The organism is Rhizobium sp. LjRoot98 (assembly GCF_964252935.1).
Taxonomy (GTDB): Bacteria; Pseudomonadota; Alphaproteobacteria; order Rhizobiales; family Rhizobiaceae; genus Pararhizobium.
In genome coordinates this window covers 1133049-1153026 of record NZ_CAXUPW020000001.1, presented here as the reverse complement: position 1 = coordinate 1153026, position 19978 = coordinate 1133049, and the positions used below count along the sequence as shown (strand labels likewise).

At 57.1% G+C, this 19978-nt stretch carries 11 protein-coding genes; 4 read left to right on the top strand and 7 right to left on the bottom strand.

The window, feature by feature from the left end:
• Positions 1-23: 23 nt before the first annotated feature.
• Positions 24-1067, bottom strand: coding sequence for a polysaccharide pyruvyl transferase family protein (locus tag ACSQ3J_RS05700; RefSeq protein WP_082511886.1), 1044 nt, complete (start codon positions 1065-1067; stop codon positions 24-26).
• A 15-nt stretch (positions 1068-1082) separates the two neighbouring features.
• Positions 1083-2159, bottom strand: coding sequence for a polysaccharide pyruvyl transferase family protein (locus ACSQ3J_RS05695; protein ID WP_436038873.1), 1077 nt, complete (start codon positions 2157-2159; stop codon positions 1083-1085).
• 194 nt (positions 2160-2353) lie between these two features.
• Here ACSQ3J_RS05695 and ACSQ3J_RS05690 point away from each other — a divergent pair, with 194 nt between their 5' ends.
• From ACSQ3J_RS05690 to ACSQ3J_RS05675, 4 genes are all read left to right on the top strand, one after another.
• Positions 2354-3523: a glycosyltransferase family 4 protein gene (locus tag ACSQ3J_RS05690; protein WP_060500487.1), complete on the top strand. Its 1170-nt coding sequence runs from the start codon at positions 2354-2356 to the stop codon at positions 3521-3523.
• A 12-nt stretch (positions 3524-3535) separates the two neighbouring features.
• Positions 3536-4252, top strand: a complete 717-nt coding sequence (locus tag ACSQ3J_RS05685; RefSeq protein ID WP_060500486.1) for a hypothetical protein — start codon at positions 3536-3538, stop codon at positions 4250-4252.
• A 498-nt stretch (positions 4253-4750) separates the two neighbouring features.
• On the top strand, positions 4751-6079 hold the full coding sequence (locus ACSQ3J_RS05680; protein ID WP_244481787.1) for a glycosyltransferase family 4 protein: 1329 nt from the start codon (positions 4751-4753) through the stop codon (positions 6077-6079).
• Positions 6080-6181: 102 nt separating this feature from the next.
• Positions 6182-6805 (top strand): hypothetical protein, encoded by a 624-nt coding sequence (locus tag ACSQ3J_RS05675; RefSeq protein ID WP_156393804.1) that lies wholly within the window; start codon positions 6182-6184, stop codon positions 6803-6805.
• 30 nt (positions 6806-6835) lie between these two features.
• Here ACSQ3J_RS05675 and ACSQ3J_RS05670 read toward each other — a convergent pair whose 3' ends face one another.
• From ACSQ3J_RS05670 to ACSQ3J_RS05650, 5 genes are all read right to left on the bottom strand, one after another.
• A complete protein-coding gene (locus ACSQ3J_RS05670) occupies positions 6836-8134 on the bottom strand; it encodes a capsule biosynthesis protein (protein WP_060501354.1) in 1299 nt (432 codons plus the stop codon).
• A gap of 31 nt (positions 8135-8165) precedes the next feature.
• A complete protein-coding gene (locus ACSQ3J_RS05665; RefSeq protein WP_060501352.1) occupies positions 8166-9746 on the bottom strand; it encodes an LTA synthase family protein in 1581 nt (526 codons plus the stop codon).
• A gap of 124 nt (positions 9747-9870) precedes the next feature.
• On the bottom strand, positions 9871-10671 hold the full coding sequence (locus ACSQ3J_RS05660; protein WP_060500482.1) for an SDR family oxidoreductase: 801 nt from the start codon (positions 10669-10671) through the stop codon (positions 9871-9873).
• 53 nt (positions 10672-10724) lie between these two features.
• Positions 10725-12140 carry an aminotransferase class I/II-fold pyridoxal phosphate-dependent enzyme gene (locus ACSQ3J_RS05655; protein ID WP_436038872.1) on the bottom strand — a complete coding sequence of 472 codons (1416 nt, stop codon included), beginning with the start codon at positions 12138-12140 and terminating at the stop codon, positions 10725-10727.
• Entirely contained in the window at positions 12137-19720 is a 7584-nt protein-coding gene (locus ACSQ3J_RS05650) for a type I polyketide synthase (RefSeq protein ID WP_060500478.1), read from the bottom strand. The genes ACSQ3J_RS05655 and ACSQ3J_RS05650 overlap by 4 nt, the downstream gene beginning before the upstream one ends.
• Positions 19721-19978 lie beyond the last annotated feature (258 nt).

The following is a 19978-nucleotide window of genomic DNA, read 5'->3' as shown; positions in this document are numbered from 1 at the left end:
CACACAACATCAACGAAGACCGATCAATAACGGTTTTTTTGCAACACTTCTGATGGACACCGCCACACCTTGTCCTCGAAGCGGACCGCGCGAGGCAGGGGAAACGCATTGAAAAGTGCCTCTCCGGAGTAATCCAGTGGCTGCCAATGTGTATCGATGAATGCCATTGCCTTTTCCCAGTCCGTTTCCTCATGAAGCGGATGTAGATAGCTCAACACCGAATCCCGCTCTGCGCCGCCGTAGAAATCGATCATGCGATGATCGATTGCCCGTGATCCGTCGATCGGCAGAGAGCCGGACTCGCCCCGGTTGGTTGAGAACCAAGCGCACGGGATGTTGTACGTCTCAGCAATGACCAAACCATGAAGACTGGTGGAAAGAATGCGGCGGCAGGAGACTATTTCCTCAATCTTGTCGCGCATGCCGGTCAGGTTGGCGTCGGTATAAGTATTGATTATCCTAATATTTTCCGCGAGTTCGGGCGGGATATTATAACGCGTGAGATTTTTGCGAACAGTGGCTCGCGCTGTGGGTTCGTCCAGTTCGGAAATATGGACGATGACGCCCAGTTCATATTTTTTCTTGAGATCGGTAAAAGGAAAGAGACGTGGCAGGAACCAGACGGGGTCGCCGAAAATGTCGGGCACTTCCACGCCAAGCCTGCGCAATCCCATCGCCGTCTGCTTTCCCCGCACAGCGTGAACGACCAATGTGGTGTCTTCCGGTACCTGATACGCCCCAACGGCGCCGGTCGGCCCGCGGTTCAAATCAAAGCCAGTACCCCAGATATGCACTTTTCCACCGCTCTGTGCATGGCCTATGGTGCCGACTGCAGCCATTCTCTCTTCAGAATGATTGAAGGCTGCGGGCTTGATTTCCAACCCCGACATGGCGGACACCATCACGGCGCTCAGGGCGTCGCCGAGGTTCGCATCCGGATGCTGTTTGGTGGACCAGACCCAGGACAACCGGATCCTTTTTTGTCGACCTGATCGTTCCTTGGAGAACACTCCTGCCGCCGGAGGAATTTCCAAGCGCAACAAGCGTTTGACAGTTTTTAATCCCATGGAGACAAACACCCTCTATCGCAGCCGCCGGAAAAGCCGTGCAAGCGGGCCGCGTTTGGCGCGTTCGGCAAGGCTGGGTTCCCGGCCAACTGGTACGGCACGAATCAAGGGGTGATCAAATGCGCTGCCCGTCGGACCCTTTTCCAACATGGACGATGAAGGAAGTGGGAAGGATTCAATGAGCGGATCTTCGTCGAGGTATTTCTGTTCCCAGACGCGGTCAATTGTCCGGATCAGTGTCTCCCAGTCCGTTTGCTCATTGCGCGGCTGATACCATACATCAAGCTGGTTCAGCCCGAGGCCACGGTAGAGATCCACGAATCTGAGGTCAAGTCCTTCCTCAAGCGTCAGGTCGATCCGCCCCAATCCCGGTGTTCTGGACCTCGGGGAGAAATAAAGGCAGGGAATGCCATAGGATTCGGCGAACACCATGCCATGGAGGCTTGTCGAGACGATCCGCTTGCAAGCCAGAATCTCGTCGAGCCGTTCTCTCAGGCCCTCTATTGAGACGGGCGTTACCGTATTGATCAGCTTCACTGTTTGCCGGTCGGCGCTGTCAATGCCGTGACGAAGCGTATCCGCCTTCGGATGCGCTTCATGCTCCCGGTCCGCCAGTTCCGACAGGTGCAGAATCACACCCAGTTCGTAGGTCTTTTCCTTAGGAGCCTCGTGAAAGCGCGGCAGAAGCCACAAAGGGTCGCCATAAACTGCGGGGCCGGTTGCATCAGGCGTCAGAATCCGCCGGCTGAACGGCCCGCGTGTTGCATAGGTGTGAAACCGGGTATCGGCGGGCCGGGTGTAAGGAATCTTCGGTTGTTCCGACTGATTGGGATTGGCGCTTGGAGACGTTCCCGTTCCCCAGAAGGATACATTACCACCCGCAAACATATGGCCGATCGTGCCGACTGCCGCCAGTCTCACGGTGTTCGACTTCGTGGCTGTATGAGTGACCGGTAAACCCGTCATCATGGAGACGATGACGGGAGAAAGGGCGTCGCCCAGGTTGAGGTAGTTCTGATCTTTGCGGGTGGTAACCCACGACAGGGGGATCGCTTTTTCGGAGCGAATGATATCAAGGAGTTCTTGCGACAAATTTCACCATACTGGCTTACGATAAAGGCTTCAGATACATTCCCCTGAAGATGCCATCGCCGTTTCAGTTACGGCGGCCTATACCACACGGCTTTAATGTGCGAAAGTGGCGCAGGTGCAACCCGATATAAAGTCCTGTTCGCCCATGAACAGCATTTGGCGCGGGTGAGAATAGTCGGGACCTGTAGGCATAAATGTATCGTCTTTCTATGCGGCCTCTTTCGATTGAAACGCCGCGTGTTCTTTTTGATATTTCGCGGCTTGTCCGCAGTTACGGAAAATCCTTCGGCACAGGCGTGGATCGTATCGACCTGGCAATCGGTCTGGACCTTTTCGAGCGATTTGGCGCCAAATGTCATTTTGTTTATGCCGGCCCCCATGGCGTCTGCATTCTGCCGCAGGATTTCGGAGAGGCCGTTCTTGAACACCTTCGGTATGGCTGGAACGATGATGCCGTGCTCAAAGAAAAAGAGAGCCCCCTTAGCAAGTTCCGGCTGAAGAACGAGCCTTTCGTTCGGAATTTCCTGCCCCTGAGTGGAAAGATAATATCCGAACAAACGACCTATGTGGTGGCTTCGCATTCGGGTGTTGGGAAGATCAAAGGAGCGATGCGGCGTCTCGATCCGCATCGCAAGATGCAACGCCTTATTTATATTCACGACCTCATTCCCATCGAATATCCGGAATACCAGCGGCCTGAAACGAAGCAGCAATTCCTCGATTTTCTGAAAGAACTGACGGATGCTCCGGTGATCGCCGTCAGCAATTCGTGGGATACGCATCGACGTGTCTTGGCATTCGCGTCGGCGAACGGCTGGACTTTGAAAGCGACGGACGTCGTCGTGCCGACACTGGATTTCCAGCGTGCACTAGAAAGACCCTTAGCGCCGCACGTGAAAGCGTTTCTGGAGAATAGGGGGCCGTTCTTCATTGTGCTCGGCACGATCGAGCCCAGAAAAAACCACCTTCTTCTGCTGCAGGTGTGGCGTGAATTGGCGCAGCGGGAAGGTTCGCCACGTCTGTGCATTATCGGAAAACTCGGCTGGGAAAATGAGAATGTAGTAGACATGCTGGAGCGCTGCGAGGCGATTAGGGACTCGGTCTTCGTGTTTTACGGCCTTTCGGATTTTGACGTTCAGACGATGTTGCAACAGGCAAGTGCTCTTCTGTTTCCGTCCTTTGCTGAGGGGCTCGGCATTCCCATGTTGGAGGCAGCGGCTCTTGGTGTCCCCTGCATAGCGTCCGATATTCCTGTGTTTCGGGAGGTTGGTCCACCTGGTACGACTTTTCTGAATCCCCTGGACGGGATCGGTTGGCTCGCAGAGATTGCCGCAAGAGCAGGCGGGCATAGAGATAGCCGATGAGAGGCGGATGCGATGATCGAGTTTATTAATGTTCACAAGACGCTGAGGCAGAAGTCCCACCGGACCAAGGTGCTGGAAGGGGCGAATGCTGAATTCAGACCGGATCGTCTGACCGGCATCCTTGCGCCGCCGCGCAGTGGAAAGACTGTTGTCGCTAATCTGATGACGGGAAAGCTGCGGCCCGATATTGGCAGAGTGCGGCGATCGTCGCTTGTCTCGTTTCCAGTGGCTTCTGGCGGCGTTTTCAACGGGGCACTGACCGGCCGCGAAAATCTGGCCTTTCTATGCCGTGTCTTCGGTTTCGACCCGGTTCCCATTATCCGGTTCGTGCTGGATTTCACGGGAATAGGGAAATCGATCGACAAGCCATTCAAGCATCTTAATCGGGATGAACGCACAAAGCTTCTGTTCACCTCCTGTTATGCCATCCCTTTTGAGACCTATATTGTCGATGAGAGCATCATCGGTGGACGTGGGGCATTCAGAGCCCAATGCGAACAACTTGTTTTGGACCGCATGCAGTCGGCGGGCTTTCTTATGGTGACTTCCTCACCGAGCTTGTTGAAGAAATATTGCAGTGATTTTTTTATCATTGACGATTTCATGCTTCGAGAAGTCGATTCTGCCGAAGAGGCGGAAAACTGGTTCGGAAAGGATAAACTCAAGGACGGTGCCGGAGAACTCGAGCATGTCGCGGATGGCGAAGACAACGATGTGATTCCGGTATAACTGCAAATGGCTGTCTTCAGCCGCCTTGCTGCTTGTATTTTTTTGTCAGAAAACCGAGAGACCGATCGGGTTGTTTCCGCCGGAACATCGCATTGCGCTTGAAGGTACAGGGCGATGTACGTCGCTTTGATGTAATCGCTGCCGATCCTTATGGGCGATGGAAATCCGGAGGTATTGCCAATTTTGGAGGTGGCTGGCTAAACCGAGTAGCCACTTGCGGCGTTCAGTGAACAATCACTCGGTCTCGGCCAAATCAAGAGCTTTTTTCAGCGTGCCGCCATTCTCTGGCGGTTCGGAACGACCGTCGAGAATGGCGCTGCATGCGGATTAGGAATGCATGAGGTTGCGTCCCATATGGCAATCCCCTAGATAGCAATCGACTGCTTAATCACACCCGGTGCCCGGCTTCCCCTGTCAAGCGCTTGCGCAAGGATCCAGGCTTGACGGAATGCATCATCCAGATCTGGTATAGCCAGCAACAACTAGGATTATTAATTCATGTCCAATGCCCGCATCATGGTTGATGGCTATAATCTTGCCCTGGAAAAGGGAACGGGGGTTGCGACCTATGCCCGGAATCTGAGCGAGCAACTGACGGCGCTTGGTCATCAGGTGGACTTGATGTACGGGGTCCGGTCATCGGCCGGAAAAAACGAACTTCTGGCAGAAGTCAGCTTTTTTGATCCCTCGATAAAGCGGATGAAGACCCAGGACATCGTCAAGCGCCTCATCACTTCGCCGCTGGGCGCTACGGCAAGGCAGGTTCCGATAACCGGTAAAGTTATCGCAAGAACCGCTGCGGGCGGGCTTCCTGTGCATGATAGAATCTTCAATGCGCGTGATCTCTACACGATCTCCCGCTGGCACTTCCGGACCTATGGCCAATTTTTGAACGTCGATTATCCCGGTGCGGCTGACATCGCGCATTGGACCTATCCGCTGCCCGTAACACTGAAGAACGCTGCTAATCTCTATACGATCCACGATCTCGTGCCACTGAGGTTGCCCTATACGACACTCGACAACAAGAGAGAGTTCTTGAAGAAGGTCCGGCGTATCAGCGAGAAAGCGGATCACATCGTTACGGTTTCGGAAGTTTCCAAGAGAGATATTATCGACTTGCTCGGCGTTGATGAAAGCCGCGTGACCAACACCTATCAGGCGGCCAGTCTGCCGAGCTATATTCTCAACCGTCCCGAGGATGAAGTTCGTCAAGAGGTCCAATCCATTTTCGGCCTCGAACACAAGGAGTATTTCCTGTTTTTCGGCGCGATCGAACCGAAAAAGAATGTCGCCCGTATCATCGAGGCCTATCTTGCGAGCCAGACGAATCGCCCGCTTGTTATCGTTGGCCAGCTGGTCTGGAAGAACGCAAATGAACTTCGTCTCCTCGGCGTTCCTCAGGACACGGACAAATCAGCGAAGAAACAGTTTAGCGATCCGACAGTCGGCCATGTCTCGAAAACGTCCTCTGTCATCCGGCTGGAGTATCTCCCTCTCAATTTGCTGACGTCCCTGATCCGCTGTGCGAGAGCCGTCGTGTTTCCCTCGTTGTACGAGGGTTTCGGGCTGCCAATCCTGGAGGCGATGCAATTGGGTACTGCCGTCATCACCGGCAGTGAAGGTGCTAACCCGGAGGTGGCGGGGGACAGTGCGTTGATCGTCGATCCCTACAATGTTAATGCAATCTCGCAGGCCATAAGAGATATGGCAAATGACGATGGACTGGTGGAGCACTATCAGGCCGTTGGTATGGAACGGGCGAAGCTGTTTTCCCCGGAGAAATACCGCGAGCGCCTGCAAGATCTTTATGCAAAGTTCAAATAAGATACTTTAATCGTCAGGCATAAATTTTATGACGCAGAAATCAGGCCGTCGATGACCGATCAAATATCGTCTCTGAATGACCTTCTCGCAAAGGCGAGAGAAGTGGCGTTGGCATCCCCGGATCAAAATGCATCGACGCTTCTTCTCGAAGTCTGTTCCGCCACTTCGGCGCTGATTGCGAAGCAGGACGAAATGCGTAAAGAGGCTTTTCGCGATGGTATCCGGGGCGCTGCAAAGGTTATTCGCAATCGCCAGGCAGCCCCGGGCTCCGCGCTTTCTGAGCTGTTTACGGAGGATGGCAGCAACCCGGATGTCTTTGCCGAGGAGCTGAACGGTATAGCGGACACCCTGACCGTCACTGTCGCCGACCTGCGCAAGCTCAGGCAGAAGATCAATACTGCATCTGAAGGCACCGACGACATCGATGACGATATCCGGCGTGTCTATTATTCGGTGATGAATGAGCGTAATCCGACGTCAGCTGACGTCCTGCCGCCAGGTTCACCCTCGCGCTCGCTTGACGTTGCAACCTTCGTGATCGAAAAGATTTTGCGCAACGGATGGTGGACGCTCGGCAATAGCGGCGTGGATGCTGATGATAAACCCGTTGGCAAGGTGGGCCTCAGCCCGAACGAAAGTTCCAAGCCCCAGAGCGCCGCGACCCCGCCTCTTACGTTACTTTCTACGCTTGTGCTCGCCCTGATCGAAAGCAGCAAGTCCCGCTGAGACGGCGTAAACACGTCGAGGCCGGGCCGGTCAATGAGAACGAGAGCCTCTTTTGTGCGGTTTCTTGCGCGGAGGCGGGTCGATGAAGGCGCCGGGTTGATTGATCGATCGGGCGTGTAGCCTTTCGGCGATCGCCTCTGCGCCGGCATCCGTGCCGGTGGCCGAGTAGAAATTGCCCCGAACCTGAATTGCCGCCGCAAGCAAGCGAAAAAAGGCTGATTGGACCGGCTCCTGCGGGATTGTTGGCGCCGCCCAGAATTGATCGAGCTCTTGCTGATCGCTAAGCTTGGCAATGTCGAAGACGGCCGTTCCCAGCACTTTAACGGGTGTACCCAGTTGCAAGGCATGAAGCCCGACTGTGGAGTTGATGGTGACAACGCCAGCGGTTTTTGCCAGCAGCGCATTCAGGTCGCCCCCATCCAGGAACTGCACTCGCCCGCCAACGCCAAGCCTGGTTGCCAGTTCTCCAGCATAGGCCCGCCAGTCGATAAGCCCGTTGTCGAGGGGATGTACTTTGACCACGAGCTGGGATGCGCGCGGGGCGTGAGCGGCAAAGGACGTGATCACCTCGGTGATTGCTTCGCGTTGATCATTATAGGGTGAATGCGCCCGTAACTGGAAATCAGTTTGCAATTGCAACGGGAAAACGAAAAACGAAATGTCGCCGGCAAGCATGTTCTCAACAAGCATTGTTGCGGCTACGGCTCTTTTTCTGCCGCTCGTCAGCCGTATTATCCAGCCGGCATATTCCGCCAGGGGATGAAACAGGGCGTGGCGGCGATAGTGCGGAAACAGAAACCACAGGAAAACATTCGGCAGATTGTATAGGAGGTCATAGGCGGCCTCGACTGTAAAGCTCTGGCTGTAACGTCTCGTCCAATCCGGTTCCGGAAGGGTATGGGCCGCTTCGACGATCTGCTGCGGATCGTTGGGGAAATGCGAATTGGATGACATCCCGTTGCGTTCAAGTGTCAGCCAGTCCGGCCGAAGGTAGCCCATCTCGACGACCGATACCGTTATGTCACGGTCCTTGGCTGCATCAATTGCAGTGAGATGGTAGGGACGTTCCTCTCCAAGGAGGACGAGGTCCGTGACCGCATGCCGGTCCATGAAAGAGGCAACATAGGTGCGCCAGTCGTTTCCGGCACGGCCACGGTAATTGTACCCGCCCTTGCGCCGCCAGAAAATCTGGTCACCCGGATTTAGATTGATCCGCAGGCAGGGATGGCCCTTGGCTTCCAGCCGGTCGGCGGTCTTGGCAAAGATCGGCGAGGATGGTCCTTGCAGAAACAGGAAGACACGCTGTTGCGGCGCATTTTGCAAAGTCATTGTCCCTGCACCTTCGAAAATAATGCCGGCACTATTGCAGATCATCCCTGTGCAGATTGGCATGTTTCAACATGGCTTCCAGCAGCTTCCAAGGTTCTACGCTACGCGGAGACGACGGAGCATTCTGCGATGTGCGCGCGGCGGCCAGTGGCACGATGAAGTAATCGGTGCGGGGATCGGGGAAGGGGTCGGCAAAGGATTTTAGCAGCGGCGCGTGGTCACCGTAGAAAACCAGCCAGACGGGGCGATCGAGCGTGTCTAGGTGATCGACGAGTTCACCCAGCGCCTTGTCGGATTGCTGCAGGATATCGAGATAGATCCCGACAGGATCGACGATTCCTTCAACGCGGTTGGGCTCCCAAGGTCCATGGTTGGCCATCGATGCGACGAAGAGAAAACTACCCTTGTCATCGGTCTGGCTTTCCACGTCAGCGATGACTTTGCGGGTCAGGGCACTATCCGAAACATAGGGGCCGTCGCGGAGGGGATCATGGTCGAAGTCGTCGAGCATGGTCATCTTTTCAAAGCCGAGTTGCGGCATGGCTTTGTGGCGAAGGAAGAACGTCCGGTCATAGGGGTGCATGAAATGCGTGCTCCAGCCCGCATTCTTCAGCTTCGTCGGCCAGACCACATTGGTATAGTGGCCCGCCCGCAGGTAGGGATAACTTGCATCAATATGCAGGTCGTCGGGAACAAGGCCGCTCAACACCGCGAATTCCGTGCGCAGCGTGTACCCGCCCTCAAACACCGTTGCGAGGCGCCCCCACTGCACGGCAAGTTTCTGCAGCCTGTCGATGGTCGGCAGCTTGATGCTGTCTACACCGCAATGGCGCATGTCGATGAAGGATTCTGACTGCCAGACAATGACCAGCGGTGCCTTGTTGTCGGCATCGTGACCGATCAGATCATGGACGGCTGCGAAGAAGCGTTCTTGCAATTCGGCCACGATCTTTTCACGGCGGCGGCCCAGCCAGAGGATGAAATGGAAAATAACGGATGCGAAGGTTCCGAAACGGATGGTGCTGACCTTGACGTTCGGCTTGCCGACAAGGTGTTGCACGAAATCGGCCACCGGCCTGTTCACCGGACCATAGAACAGCAGAATCCAGGGTAGATCGGCGATCAGGATCATCAGGATAATCCAGAGCAGCTTGTGGCTGGCAGGCAGGATGCTGGGCTCGAAATACATGTACAGCGCCGAGACGCCGAAGACATACAGGAAGGCGACAACCCAGAAAACGATGTTGAGCGAGTGGGCGTAGAAGATCGTCTTGTACTTGAAGACGTCGGCGACCAGGGCGATATCTGAAAAGACCAGCGGTTCGCGAATGAACCTGTATTTGGCCCGGGATATTCCGGTGAAGATGACGAAGAAGCTCATCGTTCCGGCGCTCGCATAGAGAGGGCGCCAGGAGATCGAGAAGAAGCCCGCAAACACGAGAGCAATGATTGGCAGCCGTGACAGGATATCGACGGTGGCGCGGCGGCGGCTGGATGGCGGCCGGTGTCTCCGGCGCTCGCGTGCGGGCAAGGCAAACTTGTCTGTATACAGGATGACAGCACAGGCCAGCGCGTAGCAGAGAAAGGTCAGCGTTACCGGATGGTAGTGCATATGGAGCGACGTGAACGCCAAACGAATACCTTTGATCTTTCATCGCCTACCGATGCGTCATGCACCGCCGCGGCTGAGCGACACTTAAAACCTATTCACGGCGGATACAAGCAGGCTCTACTGTTCAGCGCTGGTCGCTTATCCGTTGAATACCCCTGTCGAACCACCAGTTGAGAACCGGCTTCACCGTCGAGCCAAAACGTCCCAGCGCCCACAGCGTCCAGCCGAAAAACACCTCGAATTGGCCTCTGTCGATGGCCCGCACGATCTGCAGCGCAACGGTAGCGGAGGACCAGGGAGCAACCCGTCCCATGATAACCGTTGCTTCAAGCGGCCGATGTTCCAATTCGCGGGAAAACTGCGGCGTTTCTGTATCGGGCGGGAAACAGACAGAAACCTTGACCCCGTGCGGCTTTGCTTCCGAACGAAGAGCGTCGGCGAAACCATGCAGGGCAAATTTCGAGGCACAATAGGCCGTGTAGCCATAGATACCGATCAAACCCGCGCCGGACGATACCAGCATGATCCGGCCGGAGCGCCTTTGCTTCATGGTCGCATAAACCGCGCGCACCGCGTGGACGCTGCCGAACAGGTTTGTCTGAATCTGCCGATGGAAGGCAGCCGGAGATAGCGTATCGAAGCGTCCGGGTTCGACAATTCCGGCAGATGTGATCAGGATGTCACAGGGGCCGAAGGCATCTTCGCATTTGTGTATTGCCGCCAATGCCTGATCTTCGTCGGCAACGTCGGCACTTTCAATGCGGATCGATGCTTCGCCGTGATCTTTGATAAGTTCGGTTCTGGCCGCCTCAAGCGTGGGCAGGGAGCGTGCGAGCAGCGATATGCGTACGCCGCGGGCAGCATAGATACGCGCCAGTGCCAGTCCGATCCCGCTTGATCCGCCGGTAATGATCACATGAGTCATGCCGCAAGACCGGTTCGGTTCATGGACGTTCGCCTGGCTGTTTCGGGAGCGCGTTATCGGGTGGCGAGCATCTTCATCATCTGCTGGACATCGATCGATGCGAGACCGAAATTCCGCTCAGTCAGATCCTTGAGCTTTTCAGCCGTCATCGCCACAGTCTGGCGGATCTGTTCTTCCGTATGTTCGCTGGTGATGAAGAACCGCAGACGCGCCATTCCTTCCGGGACTGCCGGATGGATGATTGGCAATGCGTTGATGCCGGCGGCCAGAAGATCGTTTGACAGTTGCACTGCACGCAGAGAATCACCAACCAGAACCGGAACTACGGAGAAGCCGGCACTCAGACCCGTGTCCAGACCGGCTTCCTGGGCAAGCTTCAGGAAGAGTGTGCCGTTGCGCCTCAAGGCGGCGACACGTTCCGGCTCGCCTTCCAGAATATCCAGGCTGGCGATGGCCGATGCAGTCAGAACCGGTGCGAGGCCGACACTGTAGACGAACCCTCCAGCGGTTGCCTTCAGTACGGCTGCCAGAGCACCGCTGCCGGCGATATACCCGCCGCAGCTCGATGTCGTCTTGGAAAGTGTTCCCATCCAGATATCGACCTGGCGCGGATCGATGCCGAAATGTTCGAACGTACCTTTGCCACGTTTGCCGAGAATGCCGAGCGAATGGGCCTCATCGACCATCAGCCAGAAGCCGTACTCGGCCTTCAGTTTCATGATCGCGGGCAGATTGGCGATATCACCGTCCATGGAATAGACGCCTTCGACGATCACCAGAATGCGGCGATAATCGCCGGCAACCGTCCGCAGTACATGTTCCAGGTCGTTCGCATCATTGTGCTTGAACAGGCGGCGCGTAGCGCCAGATAGCTTGATGCCGGCGAGTGCACTGTTGTGAATGAACTCGTCGTGCACGACGAGATCCTTCGGACCCATCAGGCAGCTGATTGCCGCGACATTGGTCAGGTAGCCGCTGACAAAGCAGACGGCCGCTTCGACGCCGTAGAAAGCGGCGATACGCTCTTCGAGTTCGGCGTGCGCCGGGCGTTCGCCGGCCACAAGCCGGCTGGCTGATGCCGAGATACCGAAGGTGCTGATGGTGTCGCGGGCCTGTGCCAGAACATGTGCATGCCTGTTGAGGCCGAGATAATCGTAAGACGCGAAGTTGATCAGCTTGCGTCCGTCGATCACTGTCGTGGCACCGGCTGCCGTCTGATGCGCGCGGTAGAACGGATTGTCGATACCCAGCTGTTCGCTGGCGACTTTCTGGGTCTGGACCTGCTTGTACTCCGGCAAATCCTCGAATCGCGTCTGTTTGCGCCTGACGGGCGGAGGAACGTCGCGCTCTGAACGGGCCATACGATTGCGCTCTGACGACTGATGCGCATTGCGCATCTGGTCCAGAAGGTTCTCTTTCAGGCTGCTGTTCATCTTCGCAGCGCTGTTGCGTTCCTCATTCTCGCTCATTGGCTCACTGCCTTTTCCGTACCGGTGCCGGTATGGCGCTGGGCGAGCTCGTTGACGATCTTGTTGTCCGTTGGCTCGCTGTCTTCGTCGCTGCCGTGATCCCGCTTGCTCACCTTGTCGTAGAGCTTACGTGCAACATCGCCAACGGTCGTATTGTCGGCAACGCCGCTCAACGGCATGTCAAAGCCGGTATTCTGCTGGAAGCTGATCCCCAATTCAACGGCCATCAAACTATCGAGACCGATTTCCTTCAGGATCTTGCTGCGCGAAATCGTATCCTTTGATACGCGCAGGATAGCTGCGATTTCGCTGGCAACCAGATCATAGAGGATATCTTCGGCCTCTTGCGCCGATTTTCCGTCGATCATTGCCACAAGATCCATGGTCTTACCGTCGCTGCCTGCAGTGTGCTGGTCGGCGGTTCGCAGGATGACCTCGAAGAGGGCATTGCGGACCACCGGCAGGTTACGCGCCGCGGCCCAATCGAGTTCGGAAACCATTGCAACGGCGGCATCGACGGTACCCGGATCGGACCGGATATAGCTCTCGACCTGATTGAGGGCGGTTTGCGCCTTCAGAGCCGTTTTGCCGATACGCTTGGAAAGCAGATCGTTGACGTCGGTATTCTGTGCCAGATAGCCCTTGTCGGCGATCGCACCGAAGCCGATGGCGAGCCCCGGCAGACCTTCAAGCCGGCGAGCGCGGGCAAGACCCTCAAGATAGCCGTTGGCAGCCACATAGTTGGCCTGGCCTGGATTGCCGACCAATGTGGTTGCCGACGAGAACATGATGAAATGTTCGAGCGTATCGGCGCGGGTCAACCGGTCAAGAACGGCTGCGCCCTGCGCCTTCACGTCGATGACCGGACGGTTACGCTCGCGGCTGAGATTGTTGATCAGCGCGTCGTCGAGGACCATTGCGGCGTGAACGACGGTCTTCAGGGGGGCGATCTGCCGAAGTGTTTTCAGCAGAGCGTCTGCAGCAGCTTCGTCCGTCACGTCGCAGGCGTGGATGGTCGCCGAGACGCCCATGTTTTCCCATCGCTTGATCGCTTCCAGGGTCTCGATATCGGCGATACCCCGGCGGGTGGCGAGCGCGATGTTGCGCGCACCCTTTTCAACCAGCCAGTTGGCAGCAGCAAGACCGAACCCGCCGATACCACCAACGACCAAATGCACGCCAAGACTATCGACAGACATGCGGCCGGCCGGCCGGTTGGCAACTTCATCGCGTCCGGCAACGGGTGGCAAAACGACGATCTTGCCGATATGGCCGGCATTCTGCATCAGGCGGAAAGCGTTGCCGATTTCGTCGAAACCGAAGGCGCGGTAGGGGAGAGGCACAAGTTTGCCTTCTTCGAACAGCGCGCCGATTTCTGTGAAAATCCGCTTCGTCAGGTCCGGCGCGTTGACCAGCAACTGGTCGGCATCGATACCAAAATAGCTGATATTGCGGCGGAAAGGCCGAAGGCCGATCTTGCTGTCACCGTAGTAGTCACGTTTGCCAAGTTCGAGGAAGCGGCCAAACGGCTTCACCAGCGACAGGCTCTGTTCCATGGCTTCGGCAAACAGCGAGTTCAGTACCAGATCGACACCTTCGCCGCCGGTAACGCCGAGGATCTCGTTGACGAAGGCCAGCGAACGCGAATCGAAGACGTGATCAGCACCGAGCATCTTCAGGAAACGGCGCTTTTCGCGCGTTCCCGCTGTGGCGATCACCTTGGCACCGGCAAGCTTGGCAACCTGCAGGGCTGCAAGGCCGACACCGCCGGCAGCGCCGTGGATCAGGATCGTTTCGCCAGGCCGAATACGGCCAAGCTCGATCATCGCGTAATAGGCGGTAAGGAAGGCAACTGGCACGGTTGCTGCTGCGACGGGGCTGACGGTTTCCGGCAGTCTGGCAACGCCGGACCGCGAAACGACCACATGGGTGGAAAAGGCTGCGGGCGCGATCGCCATTACGGCGTCGCCGACCGACAGGTCCTTGATGCCGCTGCCGATGGCAACGACATGGCCGGAAAGCTCCATGCCGATCGTCGCTCCGGCAAAACCGTCCTCCAGCGCTTCTTCCGGCAAAAGTCCCATCGCCCACATGACGTCGCGGAAGTTCAGGCCGGTTGCAGCGACCGCAACGACGACGTCGTCCGGGCCAGCCTGCGGGATGTCTGACTGTTCCCAGGCAATGCTGCCGACCTGCGAGCTGACACGCTGGCGGATGGTCGCGGCCTTGAAGCCCGTCGTCTTGCGCAAGCTTTGATCGACCGGGCCGGGTACGGCGCGGATTTCCGAAAGGATACCGTTCTGTCCGTCAAGCAGCCATTCGCGGTTTCCGCTTGTATCGCTCAGTAGCGAGATCGCCGCAGCGAGCTGGTTACCAGGTCCGGCCTTGGGTCCAGTGAAATCGAGCGAATGGATATCGAGGATATCATACTCGTTTTGAAGCACGCGGGCGAATGCCCACAGGCCACTGTTGACGCTTGATCCGGACACATCCTTGCCGCGCCCGTTCGATGTGACCGGCGCGCCACCGGGAGCAGCAATCACGAGACGCGGACGCTGATCGGCTGCAGGTTCCGCATGCGCATAATACTGTCGAAGCGACTCGGCAAAGGCACTGAGCGACAGGACGCGATTTTGCAGAGCAGCCGAATCCTGGCTGCGATCCGCCGCAGTGGTTGCCGACAGGTAGACGGCGCGGATCGGTTTTTCGTTCAATCCGGCGACGGCCTCAGTGATCTTGTCCTTGTCGATTTCGAAATCGCCAGTCAACTGAACCTGGATAAGAGGAGCCTGAATGGCATCCTTGCCTGAAGGAAGTGTGTTCTGCAGGCTAGAAACATTACCTTCGTGCAGCACAAGCACCGGCCTTGCGACCTCTGCGGGCTGGGCGTCGGCAGTTGGGGCGATCTCGGTAAACAGGCCGCCCTGCGCCTCGACCGTGATGATGTTTCCGTATGGCAATTCGCGATCTGCAACGGAGATGTTACGAAGGCCGAGATCGGTCAGGTCCTTTTGCCATTGCGTGATCGTAGCCAGCTTGCCGATCGGAAACTCGACGGCCTGGGTGCGGGCAAACCAGCTTTCGGTCAATCCGAAGGCGAAGTCGCTGAACACTGTCGGCGCATTGGTCGCAGCGACAAGAGCCCCATTTTCCCGCAGGCAGACACGCAGCGCATTGCGAATGGCGCCGTCTTCATCGATCAGGGTGAAAATCGTATCCGAAGCGCTGACAACGAGATCGAAAGCCGGAAGCGACGCGAATGCGTCCTTTTTCAGAACGCGGACATGTGCGTCTTCCTCGAAGGCGATCTCCAGATTGCGCTGGGCATTTTCGCGTGGTTCGACAACGATCAGGCTGGCGCCATATTTTGCCGCCAACGTCGCGAGCTTGCGGGTGAAGCCGGCAGAGACGGTGCCTGCTTCAACAATCCGCAGGTTGGTTTTGCCCTCTTTGCTGGTGAGCGCTTTTTCGGCCGCCGCCAGAATGAGATCCATGCGTTGACGGGTGGACTCGGAATGCACGGTCTGGTGATCGAGCGTTGCATCGCTGATGAAGCCCTGCGGCTTTATTGCTTCAACTTCGTTACCCGATAGCTCGGCGGCAAAGAGACTGTCGATGCGATCCAGCGCTTCAGCGTAGGAATTGTTGATCAACACAGCTTCCACGGCGCGCTCGGAGCGTTCGCCATAGAGTTCCTTGAGAATGTCGCCAACGGGAGGAAGCGAAAACTCGGCGGCGATCTTCCAGCTACCACCCTTGTGTTCGCACAAGCCGGCGTCTTCCAGGACATAGAGGCAATTGGCGAGGAAGCAGCGGAAGGCAAAATCGCCGGGAAGCGACCGCGTATCGACCTTGGCCGTGCCCTTGCCGAGCTTGAGCGCGATTTCGTGGCAGGCGCGGTAGATCGCTGCGTTGAACAGAAGCGTCGTATTGTCGATGCCACTCTCTTCCGTTGCGGCAAGCAACGGCAGCGGAAGCGCATGCGATTGCCCCAGCGTTGCAAGCGGTAGGGACCGATCGGAAGGGACAGCCTCATAGTGGAAGGACAGCATGTCCAGCGTCTTGTGCTGGCGCAAATAGGTCCGGCGGAAACGGCAATCGTCGAATGCCGCAATGACTTCGCCACCCTTGCCGAAGAAACGGAATTTTGCCTTGATCGAGTTGGCGCTAATGCGCTCGATCTCCACCACGGCGCGTTTCACCGTGAGGCCGGAGTTTGTCAGGCGCACGGAGCCGAAGCGCACCGGGATATAAGGCGCACCGCCGGCATCACCGGTAAAGCGATCAAACAGCGCTACCAGTCCATGGAAGGTTGCATCCACGGAAATCGGATTGAGGCTGTAGGAAACAAAGGGATTGCCCGTTTTCTCGGGCTCTTTCAATTCGACATCGATGAACCGGTCGCCATAGCAGACCGCCCTTGCCATCAGCTGGAAGCGAGGACCGTAATCCAGGCCGAACTGACGCGCAGTTTCATAGGCCTTCGCCGGTGTCACGGTCGCGGTCTTTTCCACACCGGCAAAGATGTTGCCGGAGGTGACCGGATCGGCGGGGATCGGTTTGCGGCTTCTTGCCACCGCATGTACAGCCCAGTCATCTTCCGAAAGGCGCTCGCGGGAGCGAATCTCGATATCGCCGGTTTCTGGAGACAGGATGGTCGAAAGTTCCATCATCCGATTGTCGGCAAGCTCCAGCGGCCGCACAATCTCCAGATTGGTGATATCGACCTCTGTGGTACCATAGTATTGCTGCGCGGCGGAAATGGCGATCTCGATGAAACCGCTGCCTGGCAGGATAGCCTTGCCGTCGACGATGTGTTCCGCCAGATCAGGGAACAGATGCGCGTCGACGTGGTTCTTCCAGCTGCCGCTATTGAGGTCGCTCCGCCAGCCAGCCAGCGTATAAGGTGTTTTTGCACCACGGCCGAACACGTCGGTGGCGTCGCTTGTCGATGCCGGACGCAGTTCGGCCAGTTCAAACGGCAGGCTTGGTAGGCTCACGAACGCATTGCGCTTGCCAAACAGGCGCGCTTCATCGAAGGCGGCACCATGCGCAATCGCACGCGCCATTGCACGCGAAATGGGATCCTGACCTTTTTCGCCGGCGTCACGCAACAGGGTCGCAACGACCGTGCCGGGGATCGACGCTTGCTTGACCGTTTCCTTGAGATAGGACGATAGAATCGGCCGCGGGGAGATTTCAATGAACAGGCTGCAGCCGAGTTCGATGGCAGCTTCGGTCGCTGCCTGGAAACGGACCGGTTCGCGGACGTTCTTCCACCAGTAATCCGGATCCAGTTGCGTACCATCCATCCGCTCGCCGGTGACGGTCGACAGATAGGCAAGTTCCGATTTGCGCGGCGCGATGTCCGGAATATCGGCGAGGAAGGCCTTCTTGGCGCGATCGATGATCGGGTGGTGGAACGGATAGTTGATATCGAGAATTTGAACCGGAATCTTCGCCTTGCGTGCGGCATCGCGGAAGGCGGAAACTTCGTGTGCCGGGCCGGAGATCGTTACCGAGTTGTGCGCGTTGATCGCAGCCACACAGATCTGCTCAAGTCCGCGGGACTTGGCGAAGGCATTTGCGGCCTCTTCGCCGAGCATGGCGGCGGCCATGGTGCCTTGGCCAGCCAGAAGGTCCTGGTGCAGCGAGCGCTTGGCAACGATCGAAACGGCGTCAACGAGCGAGAGAGCGCCGGCCGCGTAAGCTGCAGCGATTTCACCGACGGAATGACCAAATACCGCAGTCGGCTTGATGCCCATGGCAACAAGCGAATCCGACAATGCTGCCTGGACGGCGAACAATAGCGGCTGGGCGAATTTCGTGTCGGAAAGCTTCTTGTCCAGATCCGGGTCTGTCAGCAGGTCGGTTAGAACGATGTCCGAATGGAACTTGAACAGCGCGCTGACCGAGGTGAAACACTGGCGGAAATGCAGGTTTTCGCGGAAGGCCTCAACCCCCATGCCGGCCCACTGGGAACCGTTGCCGGAGAATACGAACGCAACCTTCGCATCCTTCGTTACGGCTTCACCGGTTTCACCGATATCGGAGGCTGGCTTTTCGAGATGGCTGGCAATGGCGCGGATGATGTCTTCCGGATGATCGCTGCGCGCCGCAAAACGGTGGCGCATCTGCGTGCGGTTGACACCGGACGCGGCGATTACAGTCCGAGCTTCATCCTTTGAGGTTTTGGCGAACGTCGACTTGTACGACTTCAGCAACTCCTCGAGGCTATGGGCGGTATGGGCGCTTGCCATGAAGACATGGCCAGCCGCGTTGTTGCGGCTGCGTTCTTCCTGGACGGGATCCGGATCGCTGATGACGACGTGAGCATTGGCGCCGCCAAAACCGAAGGAGTTGATCCCGGCAAGACGGGCGCGCTTGCCGCGCAGCAGTTCGATCGGGTTTGCGGTAACGCGCACGTTCAACCCGTCGAAATCGATGTTCTCGTTGGGGGTTTCGAAATGCAGCGATGCCGGCAGGTAGTTGTTCTCAAGTGCCATGACGGCCTTAAGCATGCCGAACAGGCCGGACGCCGGTTCCGTGTGGCCAATGTTTGACTTGATCGAACCGATCGGTACCGGCGCACGCCGGTTGGCGCCGATCACCGTGCCGATTGACCAGACTTCGGAGGGGTCGCCGACCTTGGTACCTGTCCCGTGGCCTTCGACGAAGGCAACCTGGTTGGAATCGATATTGTTGCCTTCATAGATGGAGCGCAACAAATTGGCCTGGGCCTCGCGCGATGGCAGGGAAATACCATTGGTGCGTCCGGCAGAATTGACGCCGGTCGCGACGATCTTGGCGTAGCTGCGGTCCTTTTCCTGCCGTGCCCTGTCGGACCGGCGCAGAACGAACACGACACCGCCTTCGGCGCGGACATAGCCGGCACCATCATTGTCATAGGCGCGGCAAAGCCCTTCCGGGGATAGCATGCGCGCCTGCGCAAACCCGACAAACGGCAGCGGGTGGGCAAGAATACTGACGCCGCCGACGATAGCAGTGTCGATTTCGCCTGCATTCAGTGCCCTCATCGCCTGATCGAGCGCGACCAGCGACGAGGAGCAGGCGGTATCGACCGTCATGCTCGGTCCGCTCAGACCGAAAATATGGGAAATACGGTTGGAAACGATCGAGAGCGTGTTTCCAGTCATGAAGTAGGGGCCGGCGGCGGCCGGATCCTCGACGGTGAGATTGGCGTGGTCGAGGTTCGACGCACCAATATAAACACCGACATTTTCACCGTGCAGCGAAGGGATCGAGATGTTGGCATCTTCGAGCGCGCGCCAAGCCAGTTGCAGCAAAACCCGCTGTTGCGGGTCCATGTGCATGGCTTCGCGCTGCGACATGCCGAAGACTGCCGGATCGAAATCATAAATGCTGTCGAGCACCCCGGCGGCGAAGGAATAGGTCTTGCCCGGATTGCCGATGACGGGATGCCAAAAGCGCGCAAGGTCCCAACGATCAGACGGAATGCGCGTGACCGTGCATTTGCCCTGGCGCAAAACTCGAAACAACGCCTGTGGCGAATTCGCTCCAGGGGCGAGACATGCGCGCCCTATGATTTCAACTGTCATATTTTCTCGAACGTTCTAGATTGCTGTAAGTTGTCTTGCTGATTGCACTTGATACGCGAAAAAGCAATTGGAACTTCTTCTCCGGGTCCGCAGATCATCTCGTCATTGCTTTGGTGTCAGCTATATTAGTGGCTTTTTAAATCATGTTCACGAGGTTTCAACCCCTCTCCTGGGAACATACACGGCGCATGGTGGGCCCCAAGACAATTATCAAGTCAGGCGGTAATCGTTTTGGAGGACCTGTTGCCAGAAAGGCGC